At 73.1% G+C, this 16,074-nt stretch carries 12 protein-coding genes; 5 read left to right on the top strand and 7 right to left on the bottom strand.

What is annotated here, in order from left to right; translation table 11 throughout:
- Positions 1 to 5 precede the first annotated feature (5 nt).
- Together ACFFJD_RS16375 and ACFFJD_RS16370 are read left to right on the top strand one after the other, a co-directional pair.
- The gene (locus ACFFJD_RS16375) at positions 6 to 2,558 is read left to right on the top strand and encodes an ABC transporter permease (RefSeq protein ID WP_382366129.1); all 2,553 of its coding nucleotides are present in this window, start codon (positions 6 to 8) and stop codon (positions 2,556 to 2,558) included.
- An 8-nt stretch (positions 2,559 to 2,566) separates the two neighbouring features.
- Positions 2,567 to 3,076 (top strand): hypothetical protein, encoded by a 510-nt coding sequence (locus ACFFJD_RS16370; protein WP_382366093.1) that lies wholly within the window; start codon positions 2,567 to 2,569, stop codon positions 3,074 to 3,076.
- A gap of 13 nt (positions 3,077 to 3,089) precedes the next feature.
- On the opposite strand, the gene ACFFJD_RS16365 is transcribed toward ACFFJD_RS16370, so the two are convergent.
- Positions 3,090 to 3,845 (bottom strand): class I SAM-dependent methyltransferase, encoded by a 756-nt coding sequence (locus tag ACFFJD_RS16365; RefSeq protein WP_382366091.1) that lies wholly within the window; start codon positions 3,843 to 3,845, stop codon positions 3,090 to 3,092.
- 29 nt (positions 3,846 to 3,874) lie between these two features.
- Between ACFFJD_RS16365 and ACFFJD_RS16360 the strand changes: the two genes are divergently transcribed.
- Entirely contained in the window at positions 3,875 to 5,041 is a 1,167-nt protein-coding gene (locus ACFFJD_RS16360; RefSeq protein WP_382366089.1) for a glycosyltransferase family 4 protein, read from the top strand.
- Here the strand turns inward: ACFFJD_RS16360 and ACFFJD_RS16355 are convergent.
- Together ACFFJD_RS16355 and ACFFJD_RS16350 are read right to left on the bottom strand one after the other, a co-directional pair.
- On the bottom strand, positions 5,017 to 6,687 hold the full coding sequence (locus tag ACFFJD_RS16355) for an MmpA family trehalose lipid delivery protein (protein WP_382366087.1): 1,671 nt from the start codon (positions 6,685 to 6,687) through the stop codon (positions 5,017 to 5,019). The two genes, ACFFJD_RS16360 and ACFFJD_RS16355, sit on opposite strands and share 25 nt — an antisense overlap.
- An 11-nt stretch (positions 6,688 to 6,698) precedes the next feature.
- Positions 6,699 to 7,613, bottom strand: coding sequence for an HpcH/HpaI aldolase/citrate lyase family protein (locus ACFFJD_RS16350; RefSeq protein WP_382366085.1), 915 nt, complete (start codon positions 7,611 to 7,613; stop codon positions 6,699 to 6,701).
- Between the two features lie 109 nt (positions 7,614 to 7,722).
- On the opposite strand from ACFFJD_RS16350, the gene ACFFJD_RS16345 reads away from it, so the two are divergent.
- Positions 7,723 to 8,949 (top strand): polysaccharide biosynthesis protein, encoded by a 1,227-nt coding sequence (locus ACFFJD_RS16345; protein ID WP_382366083.1) that lies wholly within the window; start codon positions 7,723 to 7,725, stop codon positions 8,947 to 8,949.
- Here the strand turns inward: ACFFJD_RS16345 and pgfA are convergent.
- A complete protein-coding gene (gene pgfA, locus ACFFJD_RS16340; protein ID WP_382366081.1) occupies positions 8,894 to 9,973 on the bottom strand; it encodes a cell envelope lipid trafficking protein PgfA in 1,080 nt (359 codons plus the stop codon). The two genes, ACFFJD_RS16345 and pgfA, sit on opposite strands and share 56 nt — an antisense overlap.
- 53 nt (positions 9,974 to 10,026) lie before the next feature.
- On the opposite strand from pgfA, the gene ACFFJD_RS16335 reads away from it, so the two are divergent.
- Positions 10,027 to 11,265: an acyltransferase family protein gene (locus ACFFJD_RS16335; RefSeq protein ID WP_382366079.1), complete on the top strand. Its 1,239-nt coding sequence runs from the start codon at positions 10,027 to 10,029 to the stop codon at positions 11,263 to 11,265.
- Here the strand turns inward: ACFFJD_RS16335 and ACFFJD_RS16330 are convergent.
- The 3 genes from ACFFJD_RS16330 to ACFFJD_RS16320 are packed head-to-tail and all read right to left on the bottom strand — an operon-like array spanning position 11,219 to position 16,063.
- Complete coding sequence (locus ACFFJD_RS16330; RefSeq protein ID WP_382366077.1) at positions 11,219 to 11,620, bottom strand: hypothetical protein; 402 nt, start codon at positions 11,618 to 11,620, stop codon at positions 11,219 to 11,221. The genes ACFFJD_RS16335 and ACFFJD_RS16330 overlap by 47 nt on opposite strands.
- Positions 11,617 to 15,933, bottom strand: a complete 4,317-nt coding sequence (locus ACFFJD_RS16325) for a DUF3367 domain-containing protein (protein WP_382366075.1) — start codon at positions 15,931 to 15,933, stop codon at positions 11,617 to 11,619. The genes ACFFJD_RS16330 and ACFFJD_RS16325 overlap by 4 nt, the downstream gene beginning before the upstream one ends.
- Positions 15,863 to 16,063, bottom strand: coding sequence for a DUF2613 family protein (locus tag ACFFJD_RS16320; RefSeq protein WP_382366073.1), 201 nt, complete (start codon positions 16,061 to 16,063; stop codon positions 15,863 to 15,865). The genes ACFFJD_RS16325 and ACFFJD_RS16320 overlap by 71 nt, the downstream gene beginning before the upstream one ends.
- Positions 16,064 to 16,074: the final 11 nt, after the last annotated feature.

Raw genomic sequence — 16,074 nt, 5'->3', positions numbered from 1 at the left:
ATGTGATGCGGAAGGTTTCGCTGAGAAGCCTTGCCGCGCATAAGGTTCGACTGATCCTGACGGTCTTCTCCGTGGTTCTCGGCACGAGTTTCGTGGCGGCCGCGGTGATCTTCACCTCGACGGTGCAGAGCTCGTTCAACGCGATCTTCGACAACGTCGCGCGCGGGGTGGCCACCCAGGTGACCCCCGCCGACCCGAACAGCCCGGGCGTCCCGCTCGCCCTCGCCGACCAGCTGCGGGCCGATCGCGAGAAGCTCGGGATCGACAAGCTGCAGGTCGACTTCTCCGGTACCGCGACCATCGCCAAGGCCGACGGCTCGGGGCTGCAGACCGGTGGTGCGCCGAGTATCGGATCCACCTACATTCCGCCCGACGAGGCCGTCGACACCGCGGGCTTCAAGTTGGTGGAGGGCCGGGCTCCGACCGCTCCCGGCGAGGTGGTCCTGAACACGACCGCCGCGGAGAAGGCGGACCTGAAGGTCGGCTCCAAGACCGTCGTCGCGCTCGGCGCCGGTGTCACGCCGCCGATCGAGGTGACCGTGGTCGGCCTGATCGACATGCCCGCCGCCACCGGTGGCATGGTGAACGTGCAGTTCGAGCGCGCACAGGCCGAGAAGCTGTTCTCCGACGGCAAGTACGTCGGTTCCATCGACATGTCGGCGGTGTCCGGGGTCAGCGACACCGAGCTGCGCGATCGGGTCAATGCCGTGGTCAACGGTGCGCGCACCGGTGACGACGCGCTGTTCGACGTGCGCACCGGCGAGCAGGTGCGCGAGGACCAGAAGGCCAGCGTCGCGACCTTCCTCAACATCTTCCGGTACATCCTGCTGGCCTTCGCGGCCATCGGCCTGGTGGTGGGCACCTTCATCATCTACAACACCTTCTCGATGATCGTGGCGCAGCGTAACCGCGAGCTCGCGCTGCTGCGCGCCATCGGTGCCAGCCGCAAGGACGTCTCGCGGTCGGTGCTGCTGGAGGCGCTCATCGTCGGCCTCATCGGCGGCGTGGTGGGTCTGGCGCTGGGCGTCGGCATCGCCGCGGCCATGCAGGGCTTCACCAGCTCGACCGGGCTGCCGTCGGACGGACTCAAGGTGGGCTGGGCGGCGGTGCTGTCGGCGATCTTCGTCGGCGTCGTCGTGACCCTGCTCAGCGCCTGGTTCCCGGCCCGTCGCGCCTCTCGGATCCCGCCGGTGGAGGCCATGCGCATGAGCGCGGCCGAGCCGGGCGCCGGATCGTTGCGCAAGCGGACGATCACGGGTGCGGTCTTGGGTCTGGTCGGTATCGCCATGCTGGTCGGCGGAGTGCTGATCACCGGGGCGGGTGCCCTGGCGCTGATCGGCGGGGCCGCACTGCTCATCATCGTGGCCGTGGTGTTGGGGGCGCCGGCGCTGTCGCAGCCGGTGGTCGGCGCCATCGGCCGGGTGCTGCAGGTGCCCTTCGGCACCGTCGGCAAGCTGGCCCGCACCAATGCGGTGCGCAATCCGCGCCGCAGTGCCGCGACCGCCTTCGCCCTGACTATCGGGCTGGTGCTGGTGGTGATCATCGGTACCCTCGGCGCGTCGTTCAAGAGCGCCATCGACGAGGGTGTGGACAAGCAGTTGCGCGCCGACTTCGTGATCTCCGGCAGCAACAACGGCCCGATGTCGGCCGCGGTGGGACCGGCGGTGGAGAAGGTGTCCGACGCGCAGACCGTGGTCGCCTTCGACATGGCCTTCGTCAAGCTCGACGACTCCGACGCCGTGGTGACCACACCCGTCGGCGGACCGCTGAGCGATGTGATGCAGATCGACATGATCGACGGCGTCGAGCAGGTGGGCGGCGACTCGATCCTGATCAGCGATCAGGTGCGCAAGACGCGGGGCTGGGAACTGGGCGAACAGGTGATGTTCGCCTCCACCACCGGCACCGACGTGCCGGTGACGGTGACCGGCGTGTACGAGGACAATCCGGCCCTCGGCGAGTGGATCGTCGGCAACTCGGCCTTCGACAAGCTGTCGCCGAGCCAGGCGCAGCGCATGACCTTCGTGGTGCTGATCAAGGCCAAGGCGGGTGTTTCCGAGAGCGCGCTGCGCGAGCAGCTGGAGACCGCGGTCAAACCGTTCCTGACCGCGCAGGTGCAGGACAAGCAGGAGTTCAAGAACAGCTTCGCCGCGGTCATCGACCAGATGATGGCGACGCTGTACGCCCTGCTGGGTCTGGCGCTGGTGATCGCCGTGCTCGGCATCATCAACACCCTCGCGCTGTCGGTGGTGGAACGTCGCCAGGAGATCGGCATGCTGCGGGCGATCGGCATGAGCCGGGCGCAGCTGCGGCGCACCATCTACCTGGAGTCCACCTACATCGCGATCTTCGGCGCGCTGCTCGGCGTGATCGTGGGGCTGGCGATCGGTCTGCCGCTGGTCTACGCCCTGCGGCACTGGGGCCTGGAGGCGCTGACCGTGCCGTGGCCGTTGATCGTCGGCACGCTAGTCGGCGCGGCGGTGATCGGCGTGATCGCGGCCCTGTGGCCGGCGTTCACGGCGGCACGCACCAAACCGCTCGAAGCGATCACCGAGTAGCGGCGGCGATGACCGACAACCACCCGACCGCCGCGTCGAGCCGCACGATGATGCTGGTCGTCATCGTCGCGCTCGCGCTGGCGCTGCTCACCGTGGTCGGATTCCTGGTGTTCCGCCCCGGCGCCTCCACCGAGTCGCCGGGCGCGGCCACCGAGTCGACGACCGCCGAGGCGTCATCGTCCTCGACGGAGTCCACGCCGAGCAGTGCGGCGCCGACGTCGTCGACGCCCGACCACACGCGACCGACCGCGGCCCCGGGCTCGGTGACCTACCAGTTCACCGGCTCGGGGAGCGTGGTGGCCGTGGGCTACAAGAGCGCCGACGGCGACAAGGTGCTCGCGGCGGCCGGAGCCCCGTGGTCGGTGCGCACCACCGTCCGCGGCACCTCCGCCGAACTCACCGCGATCGTGGTGACCGGGACGGTCACCTGCACCATCCTGCACGGGGAGGATCTGCTCGCCTCGTCGACCAGCAGCGGCGGACCGTTGGTCTGCCGGGCTCAGCTGCCGAAGAGCTGATGGGTCGGCGCGCTCAGCGCGCGCCCGTCTTCTTCAGCACCATCACCAGGTTGGTGGCGGCCGCTTCCCGGAGCACCGGAACCCGCACCACCGGCCAGGCCCACCGCGGCAGGTAGCGGGGGAAGGCGGCGACCAGCCGGGCGTCGGGCTGGGCGCGGGCCCAGCGCAGTCCGGCCTGCGCGGTGATCGGGAACAGCGACACCCCGTACAGGTTCTTCGGGAGGCGACCGTGCCGCCGGGTGTACATGCGGGCGGCGCGGTGGCCGCCGAGATAGTGGGTCAGCCCCATCTCATGGCCGCCGAACGGACCCCACCACAGCGTGTAGCTGATGATCACGGTGCCGCCGGGACGGGTGACCCGCACCAGTTCGTCGGCCATCTCCCACGGGCGGTCGGTGTGCTCGGCCACGTTGGACGAATAGGCGACGTCCACCGAGCCGGTGCGCAGCGGCAGGTGCTGACCCTGCGCGCGGATCCCGGTGCGGTGATCGAGCCCCGCGGCGTGCATCTCACCGGCGTCGGGTTCCACCGACAGGTACGACGCGCCGCGGGCGGTGAAGGCGTCGGCGAAGAAGCCGGGGCCGCCGCCCACATCCAGCACCACCGCGCCGGTCAGCGGGGCGTCGTGACACGTGGCGACCAGCAGCGCGGTGTCCTGCGCCAACGCCGAATAGAAGCGCTCCGGTCGGGTCTGCTCGTAGCCGAACTCGTGCAGCAGCCGACGGGCACGACTCCACGTGGCATGGCGGGCGAAGCCGTTGTCGGGCATGGCGTTCACTCTCGCATACCCTGGATCCGGTGAGCGTTGGGACCGAGGTGCTGCTGCTGTGCTGGCGCGACACCGGCCATCCGCAGGGCGGGGGCAGCGAGCGCTACCTGCAGCGGGTGGGGACGCACCTGGCCGCGGGCGGGACCCGGGTCACGTACCTCACGGCGGCGTACCCGGGGGCCCCGAGCGAGGAACTGATCGACGGGGTGCGGGTGCTGCGCACCGGCGGCCGCCTCACGGTCTACCTGCGCGTGCTGGCACTGCTCGCGGGCGCGCGGCTGGGGCTGGGCCGGTTGGCCGGGTATCGGCCGGACGCGGTGATCGACACCCAGAACGGCGTGCCCTTCTTCGCCCGTCTCGTGGTGCGCGCCCCCACGGTGGTGCTGGTGCACCACTGCCATCGCGAGCAGTGGCCGGTGGCCGGACCGGTGCTGTCACGGCTGGGCTGGTGGATCGAGTCGCGGCTCTCCCCGCGCGTGCACCGGCGCTGCCGGTACGTCACCGTCTCCACGCCCTCGGCCGACGAGCTCGTCGCCCTCGGCGTGGATCGACACCGGATCACGGTGGTGCACGGCGGGGTGGATCCGGTGCCGTCCGCGGCCGACGGCGCGGTATCGGCGGCGCCGCGACCCCGGCTGATCGTGGTGTCCCGGCTGGTGCCGCACAAGCAGGTCGAGCACGCCCTCGACACCGTGGCGGCGCTGCGCGCGGACGGCGTCGACGTGCACCTGGACGTCGTCGGCTCGGGCTGGTGGTCGCCGGAGCTGCTGGCGCGCACCCGCGAGCAGGGGCTCACCGACCGCGTCGAGTTCCACGGCTATGTGGACGAGGAGACCAAACATCGGCTGCTGGCCGCCGCCGACCTGCACCTGATGCCCTCGCGCAAGGAGGGTTGGGGGCTCGCGGTGATCGAAGCGGCCCAGCACGGGGTCCCGACCGTCGGCTACCGGAGTTCGGCCGGACTGGTCGAGTCGATCCACGACGGGCAGACCGGGGTGCTGGTGGGCGACGGCCCGGCGGAGTTCACCGCCGCGGTGCGCGCCCTGCTCGACGACCCGGACGAGGCGACCCGGTTGGGGGCGGCGGCGCGCCGCCGCGCCGAGGGCTACTCGTGGACCGCCACCGCCGAGGGCGTCGAGGCGGTGCTGGCCGCGGCGATGGCCGACGACCGTCAGCGACCGGCCCGGGCCCGCTGACCTCGGCGAGCCAGCGGGGCGAACAGCCCCAGCAGGCAGCCGAACCAGAGCGCATGCGCGATCGCGGCCGTCATCCAGGCCGCCGCGCCGGGGGCCGGATGGGCCGGAGCGTCCGGCAGGCGATAGACGGCCAGGTGGTCCCCGCTGAACTCGAGTCGCGCCGGGGGCGGCAGGTCGACGCGGTCGGCCCGCGGCGCCTCCCACACCACCCAACCGACGTCGTGGAGGGCGGCGGGGTCGAGCGGTTGCTCCGCTGCGGGACCGTCCAGCGCAACGCCGTCCACCAGCAGGGTGTCGTCGACGATCACCGGGGCGTCGAGCATCCGGGGCAGCGGGGACAGCGACGGTGCGTTGTTCCAGGGGAAGTCGCGCATGCCGGAGGCCGGGATCAGCAGCACGGCGCGGTCGTCGGCGCCGATCAGCGCCACCGCCCGCGCATAGTCGTCCGGGTACTCGACAGGCTTCAGTGCGCCGCCCACGCCCCACGCGAGGTCGGGCAGGGGTGCGACGATCAGCGCCGCGACCGCGGCGACGGCGAAGCCGGTCGGCACCCACGCGCGCAGCCAGCCGACGGCCGCGGCGGCGGCCAGTGCGTAGAACGGCAGCGCCAGCGCCAGGTACTTCTGGGTGTCCCGCAGCAGGCCCGCACCGGGCACGTGCGTGAGGAGCCAGTCGACGGCGGCCAGGCCCGGACCGGTTGCCGCACAAGCGATGACGGCCAGCACGACCGCGGCGAGCACGCCGAGGGCGAGGACCGGTCGGGGCAGCCGGCGCCGCTGCCGCCAGAGCGCCGCCCCGCCCACCACGACCACCGCCAGCAGGGCGAGGGTGGCTACCGCGGCCCATCCGGAGGTCCGGCTGGTCGGCACCGCGTCGGCGTTCCAGATTCCGCCGAGACCGAGGAGCGACCCGGCCGTGCCGAGCAGGGGTTCGGCGCGCGCGGCGAAGGCCTCCGCGCCGTCGACCGGCCCGCCGGCGTCGTCGCTGTACGCGGCGGCCACCAGCCACGGCAGCGCGGTGAGGACCCAGACGCCGAGCAGCCCCGCCCAGTAGGCGGGGCGGCGCGCGAGGTCGGTGGCGGCCAGCGCGACCGCGGCCACGACGAGCCCGAGCAGCGAACCGGTCGGGGTGAAGCCGGCCGCCGCGAGCAGCCCGGCCAGCACCGCCCACCGCGTCCAGCCGGGATCCTCGCGCAGATCGAGCACCGCGCAGACCATCCAGCCGAGCGCGGCGTAGCCGGTCAGCAGACTCCACTGCCCCTGCAGAAGACGTTCGGCCACAAAGGGATTCCAGATCGCGACGAGGGCCGCGGCCACCGCGCCGCCGGTGCCCGCCGCCGGCAGCAGACGCGCCGCGAGGCGCCCGTAGCCCAGACCCGCACCGAACAACGTCAGCGCGATCAGCGCGGCGACGAGGAAACCGCCGTCGATCCCCTGCGAGGCGATCGCGAGGGCGCCGTCCTGGGGTACCGCGCGCGGCGGTGCGCCGTCGATCCCGAACGCCGCGGCGGTCAGCGGTGACCGCGGGGTGGCGACGGCGTCGCGATGCAGGAGGTACCCGCCGAAGAGCGGCGCGCAGACGACCGCGGTCGCCAGCAGGCTGACCAGCGAGACCGGGAGTGCAGCAGGCCGACTGCGGTCACTCACCGGTGTGCTCTTCAGTAGTGGTAGGTATCGGTCGGCGGCGGCCGGTGGTCGGCGTCGGCGAAGTCGCTCGGCACGATGTTGTAGGCGCGAGCCAGGTCCAGGATCTTGGTGGCCCGCGAGATGCGGGGCAGGTCGGAGCCGTTGCGGATCTCCCCGCCGGCGGCCTCGAACTCCGCGAAGAACTCACGGGCCCAACTGATCTCGTCCTGCGACGGGGACAGGCCCTCGTTGACGGCCGCGCACTGGTCGGGGGTCAGGCAGATCTTGCCGGTCATCCCGAACTCGGTGCTGACCGCGGTGGCCTCGCTGAGCTTGAGGCCGGTGGAGCCGACGGTGGGACCGTCGATCGCCGACGGGAGGTTCGAGGCCTTGGCCGCGATGGTGAAGCGCGAACGGGCGTAGGCCAGCGTCATCGGGTTCTCCCCGAAACCGGTGTCGCGGCGGAAGTCGCCGATCCCGAACGCCAGGCGGAAGGTGCCCTTGGTGGCGGCGATCTCATTGAGACGTTCCAGGCCGCGGGCCGTCTCGACCAGCGCCACGATCGGCACGTTGGGCAGGCGGCGCGCGGTCTCGGTGATGTGATCGACCGATTCGACCATGGCGAGCATGATGCCGCCCACCGACGTCTTGGCGAGCGCCTCGATGTCGGCGGCCCACCAGGGGGTGCCGAAGCCGTTGATCCGCACCCAGTCCGAGTGCCCGTCGTTGAGCCAGCGGACCACGTTCTCGCGGGCCGCGTCCTTGTCCTTGGGGGCGACGGCGTCCTCGATGTCGAGAATGACGATGTCGGCGCGGGAACGCGCCGCCGCCGCGAACCGCTCCGCCTGCGCGCCGTTCACAAGGAGCCAGCTCCGCGCGAGTACCGGATCGATCCGGGAGCCGGGTTCGGTGGAGTCGGGCTCGGGGAGTGGGTCGGTGTCGTACATCGAGTCGATTGCCTGCTGTCTATCAGTTCCGAATGCTGCGCTAGCAGTCTATACGCGCACCGGCGGTGGACCGTCTCCCCGCGCTGACCTGCGGGGTAGTTTGGTGGCCGTGGCCACACGCGCGAAGGGTTCGCCGAGCCGGACCGGGGTGTCGAGGGCATCGGTGCGTTCGGTCGGCACGGTGACCGCCGGGTCGTTGGTGGCCAATGCGCTGGCCTATCTGGTGCAGCTGCCCGCCGGACGGCTGCTCGGCCCGGCCGGATACGGCGAGTTCGCCGTGCTGCTGGCCGCGATGCTGGTGCTGTCGGTGCCCGCGCTGGCCCTGCAGACCGTCGTCGCGCGCGAGGTGGTGCGCGGGGTCGGCACGTCGGTGCTCTGGCGGTTGATCGCGGTGGTGACCGCGGTGGTCGCGGTCTGCTCGGTGGGCGGGGCCTTCGCCATGATGGCGATCGCCGATTCCGGGGCCGGTCCGGCGTTCGCGGCGATGGCCGGTGCCGCGCCGCTGGCCGTGATCGCCGGTGGGCAGGGGCTGCTGCAGGGCGGCGGCCGATTCGGGGTGCTGGGTGCGGTCCTCGCGGCGGTGGGGGTGCTGCGCAGCGTGCCGGTGATCGTGGCGGTGGTTCTCGGCGGCCAGGCGACGGCGGCGCTGGCGGCCGGAACGCTGGGCACCGCGGTGGCGGCGGTCGGCGTGGTCGCGGTGGCCGCCGTCGGGGCGCGGTCGCGGCCGGCCCGCGGCGGCGCGGTGCCGGTGTCGATGGTGCTGCGGGCCTCCGGCGTGCAGTTGGTGGTGATCGTCGCCGTGTCCGTGGACCTGCTGCTGTCGCGGAGTGTGCTCAGCGCGCACGACGCCGGGGTGTACGCCCTCGGCGCGGTGGCGACGAAGGCGGCGTTCTGGCTGCCGCAGGCGGTGGGGGTGGTGGTCTATCCCCGGCTGGCCGACCCGGTGCGGTCCACGGCGGCGCTGCGCTCGGCGACGGGAGTGCTGGTGGGGATCGGCGCGGCGGTCACCGCGGCCGCCGCCCTGGCCGGACCGCTGGTGCCGATCGTCGTCTCCGCCGACTACCGGCCGGTGGCCGGGCTGCTCTGGCTGTTCGCGTACACCGGGTCCGCGCTCGCGGTGCTGCAACTGCTGCTGCTGGCGGTGATCGCGCGCGATCGCATGCGCGGCGGGCTGCCGGTCGCGGCGCTGGTGCTGGTGGAGGTGGTGCTGATCATGACGGTCGCCGATTCGGTGACCTCGCTGGCCGTGGTGGCCGCGGTCTGCGCCACCGCCTCGGTGCTCAGTCTGTGGCTGGTGCTTCGTCGGGTCGACGGCGCGACCACCACACACCCATGACCAGGGCCGCGGTGCCGAGGACGCCAGCGGCGACGGGCACCGCGCGGGTGGCGACCGCCACCGGCCACGCGCGCCCGGCCGCGTAGTCGGCGGCCTCCCGCATGGACTGGTGATCCGAGGTCAGCGTGGTGGACAGGTTGGTCAGGGTGAAATCGTCCAGCGCCGCGCTACGGGTGCGCACCTCGGGCACGAACCGGTAGACCTCGGTGATCTGCGCCCGCTCGCTGATGATCACCCCGGTCACGGTGTCGACGAACAGGTCGCGGGTGGCGCGGTGGTGCAGCGTCGCGGTGAGCACCTCGTCGGGTGCGGTCGCGTCGAGGTCGCCGAACCAGGACGCCGGCTTGGTCAGCACGGCACGCGGATCCTGTTGGGCCACCGCGAGATCGGTGTCGGGAACGTCGACGACGAAGTGCGTCACCGCGCGGCCGCCCATCGTCTCGGCGCCGACCGCCCGCAGCGGCAGGGTCCGGCGGGTGACCGGGTCGAAGTACTGGGCGTCGTCCGGGTCGAAACCGAACGGGAGTAGATAGGTGTAGCCGCGGCGGTCGGTGATCGGGACGGCGGCGCGCTCGTCGTCGTACTGCACCTGGGAGCGGCCGGTCGGGGCCGCCGTGCGGCGGTCCAAGGTGACCCGGTCGATCGCGGCCGCCAGGGTGGGCTCGTCGCAAGAATTCTCCTCGTCGCCGGATGCGTCCTTGCCGACGAGGCCGAGCGCGGTCCCGGCCTGCAGGGTCACCACCCGAGAATCCGACGGCTGGACGGTGAGGATGCGGCGCTGCTGGCTGACCGTGCCGTCGACCACCGCGGCCCGCCGGCCCTCCAGGGAGCAGCGGTCGAGGAGCCGGGTGTCGGCGGAACCGTCGGCCACCCAGGTCTGATCCACGTCCAGCGGCACCTTCTTCAGGTCGGTGCCCAGCAGCGGACCGATCGCGACGGCCACCGCGATCAGCAGCGCGCCGAGGAACAGCGCGGAGGGGCCGAGCAGGTCGCGCGCGGACAGACGCGGGTGCGGATCGGCCATGCGCCGAGCCTACTGCCGGTCGGCGATGGTCCCGGTAACCTGGCCGGGAGACCATGGCGATCCCCGACACGACGACGAGCACGGCCACCGAGCCGCAGCGCCGCTACTTTCCGCAGCTGGAAGGCATGCGCGCGGTCGCCGCGCTGGGGGTGCTCACCACGCACGTGGCCTTCCAGACCCGGGCCATCGAGTGGCCGGTGCTGGGCCCCGTCCTCGGGCGGCTGGACCTGGCCGTCGCCCTCTTCTTCGCCCTCTCCGGCTTCCTGCTGTGGCGGCCCTACGCGGCCGCGGCCCGCCATCCGCGCATGACGAACCCGGGGCCGGTCCGCTACCTGCGGCACCGCTTCGTCCGGATCTGGCCGGCGTACGTGGTCGCGGTGGTGGCCGTCTTCACGCTGCTGCCGCAGGCCCGCGGGGCGTCGTGGGAGAGCTGGCTGGCCAACCTCACGCTGACCCAGGTGTTCGTGCCCTGGACCCTGGCACCCGGGCTCACCCAGATGTGGAGCCTGTCGGTGGAAGTGGCCTTCTACCTGCTGCTTCCGGTGATCGGTGTGGTGCTGACCGGCCTGCGCGGCCGGCGCGCGCGGCTGCGCATCCCGCTGCTGTTGGCCGTCGGCGTCGTGAGCCTCGGATGGGCGTGGGTGGTCACCGCGCTGCCGTTGCCGCCCGGAGTGGAGGGCAAGAACTGGGTGTTCGGACATCTGCCGTGGTTCCTGGCCGGCCTCGTGCTGGCCGAACTGACCGCGAGCGCCGACGCGCACGCCGCCGATCCGCGGGCCCCGCTGTCCCCGCTGGTGCGGGGCGCGCTGGCGGTGTCGGCGCGGCGGTGGTGGATGCTGGCGGTGGCCGTCGTCGCCTACGGGCTGGCCTGCACCCCGCTGGCCGGTCCGGTGGGGCTCGGCGACCTGGACAACGGGCAGTACGTGGGCAAGATCGCCCTCGGCGCGATCGGCGCCTACGCGATCCTGGCGCCGCTGGTGTGCTCGCCCGGACCGTTCCGGTTCCTCACCTCCGGGCCGATGACCGCCGTGGGCCGCTGGTCGTACGCCGTCTTCATCTGGCATCTGGCCGTGCTGACCTGCGTGTTCGGGCTGTTCGGCATCACCGCGTTCCACGGTGACTTCGTGCTGGTGTGGGTGCTGACCGTGCTCCTGACCCTGGGGGTGTCGGCGGCCAGTTACGCGTTCATCGAGGATCCGTGCCGCCGCGCGCTGGCGGCCTGGGAGCGGCGACGCTCACCGGTCGTCACGGAAACGCGAAGCACAGGCCTCCGCTCCCGTAACCCTGCGTGACCCGGACCGTGGTGATGGCCGACTTCTTGCCGTTCTGCACCGCGTACACCTTCCGCAGACCCTGTCGCTTGGGCCACCAGGTGACGGCGGCGTTGCCGCCGGAGGCCATGGCGCGGCCGATCAGCTGCGGCGGGTAGCCGCGGCCCTTCCAGTCGTAGAAGCTCACCAGGCCGGACGCATTGACCGGCACCGTCATGCTGTACGAGCAGCCCACCCCGTGATTCACCGAGAAGAAGCCGATCCCCGGATCCACCCGGCCCTGCGGGGCGGCCGACGCCGGTGCGGCGGACACGGTGGCGGCGACCGCCGCGGCGGCGCAGCCTGCGACGAGGGCGGTTCGGATGCGTGCGCTCACGGGTTCCCCTTGCTGTCGAGTGCTGCGTCGCATTGTGCCCTGCCGGGATCGTCTCTGCAGTCGAACAGCGCGCCGGCCACCAGAACGGTGAGCGCCAGCAGCGCCGCCGCCTGCGGCCCGGCGTCGTGCCCGGTGTACGGCAGACCCGAGTTCCACGGACCGCTCGCCAGCAGCACGACGGCACCGAACATCGCGCCGAAGACGGTCCACACCCGCGCGGTGCGGGGCAGGCGAACCGTCAACGCGCCGCCGAGCAGTCCGAGACCGAGCCCCCACCAGCCGCCGAGCAGCCAGACCGCTCCCAGGCCCGCGGCCGACCCGACGAGGACACCCGCGGTGGACAGCGGGCCGAGGGCATCGGGGGCGTGGGTCGTGCCCGTGCGGGGACGCCGACCGGGCAGGACGGCGGCGATCAGCAGGGCCGCCACCAGGGCCAGGCCGATGCCGAGGGCCCAGCGGTAGGCCCCGTCCACATCGAAGGTGAGCACCGCGGTGCCGCCCACCCCGGCGGGAACCACCCAGCCCTGCTGCCAGCCGTCGACCACCACCGGGGTCAGCTCCACCCCGTCGATCCGCGCGTGCCAGCCGGGATTGGTGCTCTCCGGCACCGACAGCACCTGCGCGTCGGCCGCGGCCGGCACGTCCAGGCTGCGGCGGGTGGCCGTCCACTCGGCGACGGCGGGCCGATCCGTCGGCTCGGTCCCGAAGGTCTGGGTGCCGGTTTCGGGGGTGTCGAGCACCACGGTGTCCACGGTGAAGGCCCGGCCCGGGTTCACGGCCACCTCCACCTGTCCGGCGGGGAGCTCCAACGGCGGGCCCGGGCACGGCGTCGCGCGCACCGGCCGACCCGCGCGCAGGTCGCCCGCGGTGGTGGACACCTGCAGTCGGACGAGGCGGCCGGCGGCCGTCAGGCCCAGCCCGTAGGGGCCCGACGGGTCGCTGTCGCACCGGATCTGCACCGGGCGCTGCGGGTCGGCGGCGGCCAGCTGCTCGGCGCCGAGCACCTCGATCTCGCTGATTCCGACGGGCGCGCGGGTGGTGAAGCCGAGGCTGTTGGTGTCGAGCAGATCCTCGGTGCCGAGCACGGTGAGCTTGACGGTGTCGGTGCGGGTGGCGGGCAGCGTGAGCACGCCGTCGGCGCCGACCGTGCGTACCTGCGGACCCGCGCCGAGGTCCACGCGCACCTTGGTGGGCCGCGCCGGATAGTCGGCCGGGGACCGCACGCGCAGGCCGGTCACCTCGGCGGGGGCCGGCAGGTGCACGGTCAGGGTGGGCTGCCGGGTGCGGCGATCGGTCGGTTCCGGAGCGATCCAGGTGGTGTGCGGGTCGCCGTCGACGGCGGCGGCCGCGCTGCCGCGTACGTCGGCGACCGCGGACGGGCCTTCGGCGCGGAGCTGACCGGGCTCGTCGAGCAGCTGATTCAGGGCACTGCCCGGCACCGGCCGCAGCCACACCGACGGCGTCACGGTGGTCGCGGTCGGCACCGAGAGGGTCCGAGTGAACACGCCGGGTTCCTCGGTGTCCAGGCCGAGCGCGCCCGCGCAGCGCACCCGGCCCGCGTCATCGGTGACGCACTGGTCGCGGCCGCCGAGTTCGGCGCCGAGCACCCACTGCCGCACCGCGCCGTCGACCTCCGGGAGGAGCACCTGGCGGCGCACGCTGAGCGGCTGTCCGCTGTCGGCATCGGCCAGGGACACCTCGGCGAGGGCGAACTGATTGCCGCCGCCCTCCTCGGTGGCGATCGCGCGGATCTGCACGCGGCTCGTGGGGCCGGCCGGCAGCACCACGCGGGTGGGCACCCCCGGCTGCACGTCGTGCGCCACCGCGCTGCCGTTGTCGGTGGTCACCAGGATGGACGTCACGTCGGGGCCGATCGCGTGCGCCGGTGTGATCGTGACCGCGAGGTTCTCTCTCGGCTCGGCGAAGGTGAGCGCCAGCCAGCGGCCCACCGCCGACTCCAGGCCTCGGCTCACCCAGGCCGTGGACTCTTCGCCGTCGAAGGCCGCCGCGGTCGACGTCGCGGGTGCGCTCTGACCGGGCTGGGTGGCATCGGCGGCCGAACCGCTGCTGCTCACCCGCACCCGGTCGGGCTCACCGTCGAGCAGCCACCGCGCCACCACGCGGTCCTGCTCGTCGACCGGATAGTCGGCGACGGCGTTCTTGGTGAGCCGAGGGTCGTCGGGTGAGCGGAGCGCGGAGGCGTGGTCGTCGACCCGACCGAAGTCGATCTCGCGGAGCGTCGGGGTGTCGGTGACGATCAGCCCCGGTCCGTCGCCGAGCCCGGCCCGGCGCGCCTGGGCCGCCGACAACGACGGGCCGAGCGGCCCCAGTCCGGCCGCGGCGCGCGCTGCGTTGATCGGCAGCAGGGCCTCCGGTCCGCCCGCCACCCGCGGCATGTCGGCCAGCGGGGTCAGTCTCGGCCCGGTGCCCGTCGCCCCGTCGACCCGGTAGACGGTCACCGCGGGCAGGTCCGGGCGCAGGCCGTTGTCGACGACGAAGCCGTCCGCGGCCGGCGGTGCGGTGGGCGGGCCGAACTCGACGGCGGGCGTGATGCCGGGCGAGTCCCGGAGGGCCTGCGCCACCAGCAGCGGCCGCGCCGAGCGGGACGTGGCCGGATCCAGATCGGCGCGCAGCACCAGGTAGCCGATGCCCTGCGCGGCCAGGGTGGGGGCCAGGCCGGGGCCGCCGCGCCCGGCGGCGAGCTCGCGCTGCACCGAGTCGAGCGCGCGGATGGCACCGGGCGGGGTCAGCGGAATCGCGTCGCGCACCGCCCACGGCGTCTGCGCCATCGCCTGCAACGGTTCATCGCGGGTCAGGCCCCACAGCTGGTCGGCGAAGGGGGCGCCGGGGACCACCAGGGCGCGCGCCGGGGCGACGGTCTCCTGCGCGGCGAGCCAGTCCGCGGTCTGCTGCCAGTAGTCGGGGATCGCGCGGTAGCTGCCCGGCGGAGCGATCCCGCCGGTCCACGCGAGGGTGCCCGAGCTGATCGCCGCGACCAGCACCGCCAGCGCCGCCGCCAGTCCGCGTTGGCCGCGCACCGAGCCGTTGACGGTGCGCCAGGCCGGTGCGGTGGTCGGGATGCGGACGCGGGCCAGCAGATGCGCGACGCCCAGGACCAGGGGGATGCGGAGGAAGGCGTCGAACTTGTGCAGGTTGCGCAGCGGTGCGCCCGCGCCGTCGAGGAACTGGCGGTACTGCTCGGCCAGCGGCGAGCCGAGCGCACCCGGATAGCCCAGGCACATGATCAGCAGGCCGACCACCAGGAGTCCGATCAGGGTGCGCCGCCACGGCATCCGCGACATGGCCAGCCCGGCCAGGCCGGCGGCCGCCAGCAGGCCGGTGGCGAGCACGGCCGCCGGTTCGGACACCAGGACGGCGCCGGCCGCGCGCTCGCCGGAGACGAATGGCGTCCACGAACTGGTGCCGCGCAGCACCTCGGTGAGCGAGGACCACTCGGTGGTGACCCGCGCCGATTCGATGAAGTCCAGGAACGGCGGCGAGAGCCGGGAGAGCAGCAGCAGCGGCACCAGCCACCACAGGCACGCCAGCGCCAGCCCGAACGCCCACCACGCGCCGAAGACGAGGCTGCGGCGCAGGTCCGCGCCGCGGGCGCGGAGCAGTCCGAAGGCCCACCACAGTCCGGCGACCGCGGCCGCCGCGGCGGTGGCGACCGCGTTGACCGCGCCCATCAGGGCCACCGCGGACGCCGAGCGCAGGGCCGCCTGCCACAGGGGGCGCGGGTCGGCGGTCGCGGTGTCGAGGGCCCGCACCATCGGCACCAGCACCCACGGCGCCAGCATCAGCGGCAGCGTCTCCGAGGAGATGGAACCGAGGGTGGTCAGCACGCGCGGGGACGTGGCGAACAGCGCCCCGGCCAACAGCCGCGACGCGAACGATCCGATGCGCAGAGCCTCGGCCAGCCGGACCAGGCCCACGACGCCGACCGTCAGCAGCAGTGCCCACCACAGCCGCTGGGTGACCCAGCCGGGCAGCCCCGCGAGATCACCGAGTGCGAAGAACGCCCCGTGCGGGAAGAAGTATCCGTAGGCCTGATTCTGGATCTGCCCCATCGGGGCCTCGGGCGACCACAGGTGCGCGGCGCGCAACAGGAAACCCACCGGGTCGGCGGTCAGATCGAGTTTGGTGTCCGGCGCGATGCGGCCGGGAGCCTGCCAGAACGAGAAGAGAAGTGCTGCCGCGGTGACGAGGGCGATGTCCCGTCGAGTCAGCCGGCGGCCGCACTCACTGGGTGCCGTCGTCTCCGCCGCGTGTGCCGTACTGGACCGAACCCTGCAGGAAGCCGTCGTTCGCATTGAAACTGTTCACATCGGTGGAGGGTGAGTTCTCGGCCGCGAGCGTGCCGCTGAGGAAGACCGCACCCACACCGACGATCGCGCCGGCGGCGGCGGCCACGGCTCCGTAGATCAGTCGGTCTCGCACCATGGGATCCAAGT

The organism is Gordonia phosphorivorans, from assembly GCF_042432625.1.
GTDB lineage: Bacteria > Actinomycetota > Actinomycetes > Mycobacteriales > Mycobacteriaceae > Gordonia > Gordonia phosphorivorans.
The sequence above is the reverse complement of the archived record's forward strand: the minus strand, read 5'-3'. Positions and strand labels throughout refer to the sequence as shown.

Coding starts and splice junctions, on each gene's coding strand:
- ACFFJD_RS16375 (WP_382366129.1), top strand. CDS start 6: ATGCGGAAGGTTTCGCTGAGAAGCCTTGCCGCGCATAAGGTTCGACTG.
- ACFFJD_RS16370 (WP_382366093.1), top strand. CDS start 2,567: ATGACCGACAACCACCCGACCGCCGCGTCGAGCCGCACGATGATGCTG.
- ACFFJD_RS16365 (WP_382366091.1), bottom strand. CDS start 3,845: ATGCCCGACAACGGCTTCGCCCGCCATGCCACGTGGAGTCGTGCCCGT.
- ACFFJD_RS16350 (WP_382366085.1), bottom strand. CDS start 7,613: ATGTACGACACCGACCCACTCCCCGAGCCCGACTCCACCGAACCCGGC.
- pgfA (WP_382366081.1), bottom strand. CDS start 9,973: ATGGCCGATCCGCACCCGCGTCTGTCCGCGCGCGACCTGCTCGGCCCC.
- ACFFJD_RS16335 (WP_382366079.1), top strand. CDS start 10,027: ATGGCGATCCCCGACACGACGACGAGCACGGCCACCGAGCCGCAGCGC.
- ACFFJD_RS16325 (WP_382366075.1), bottom strand. CDS start 15,933: ATGCGAACGACGGCTTCCTGCAGGGTTCGGTCCAGTACGGCACACGCG.
- ACFFJD_RS16320 (WP_382366073.1), bottom strand. CDS start 16,063: ATGGTGCGAGACCGACTGATCTACGGAGCCGTGGCCGCCGCCGCCGGC.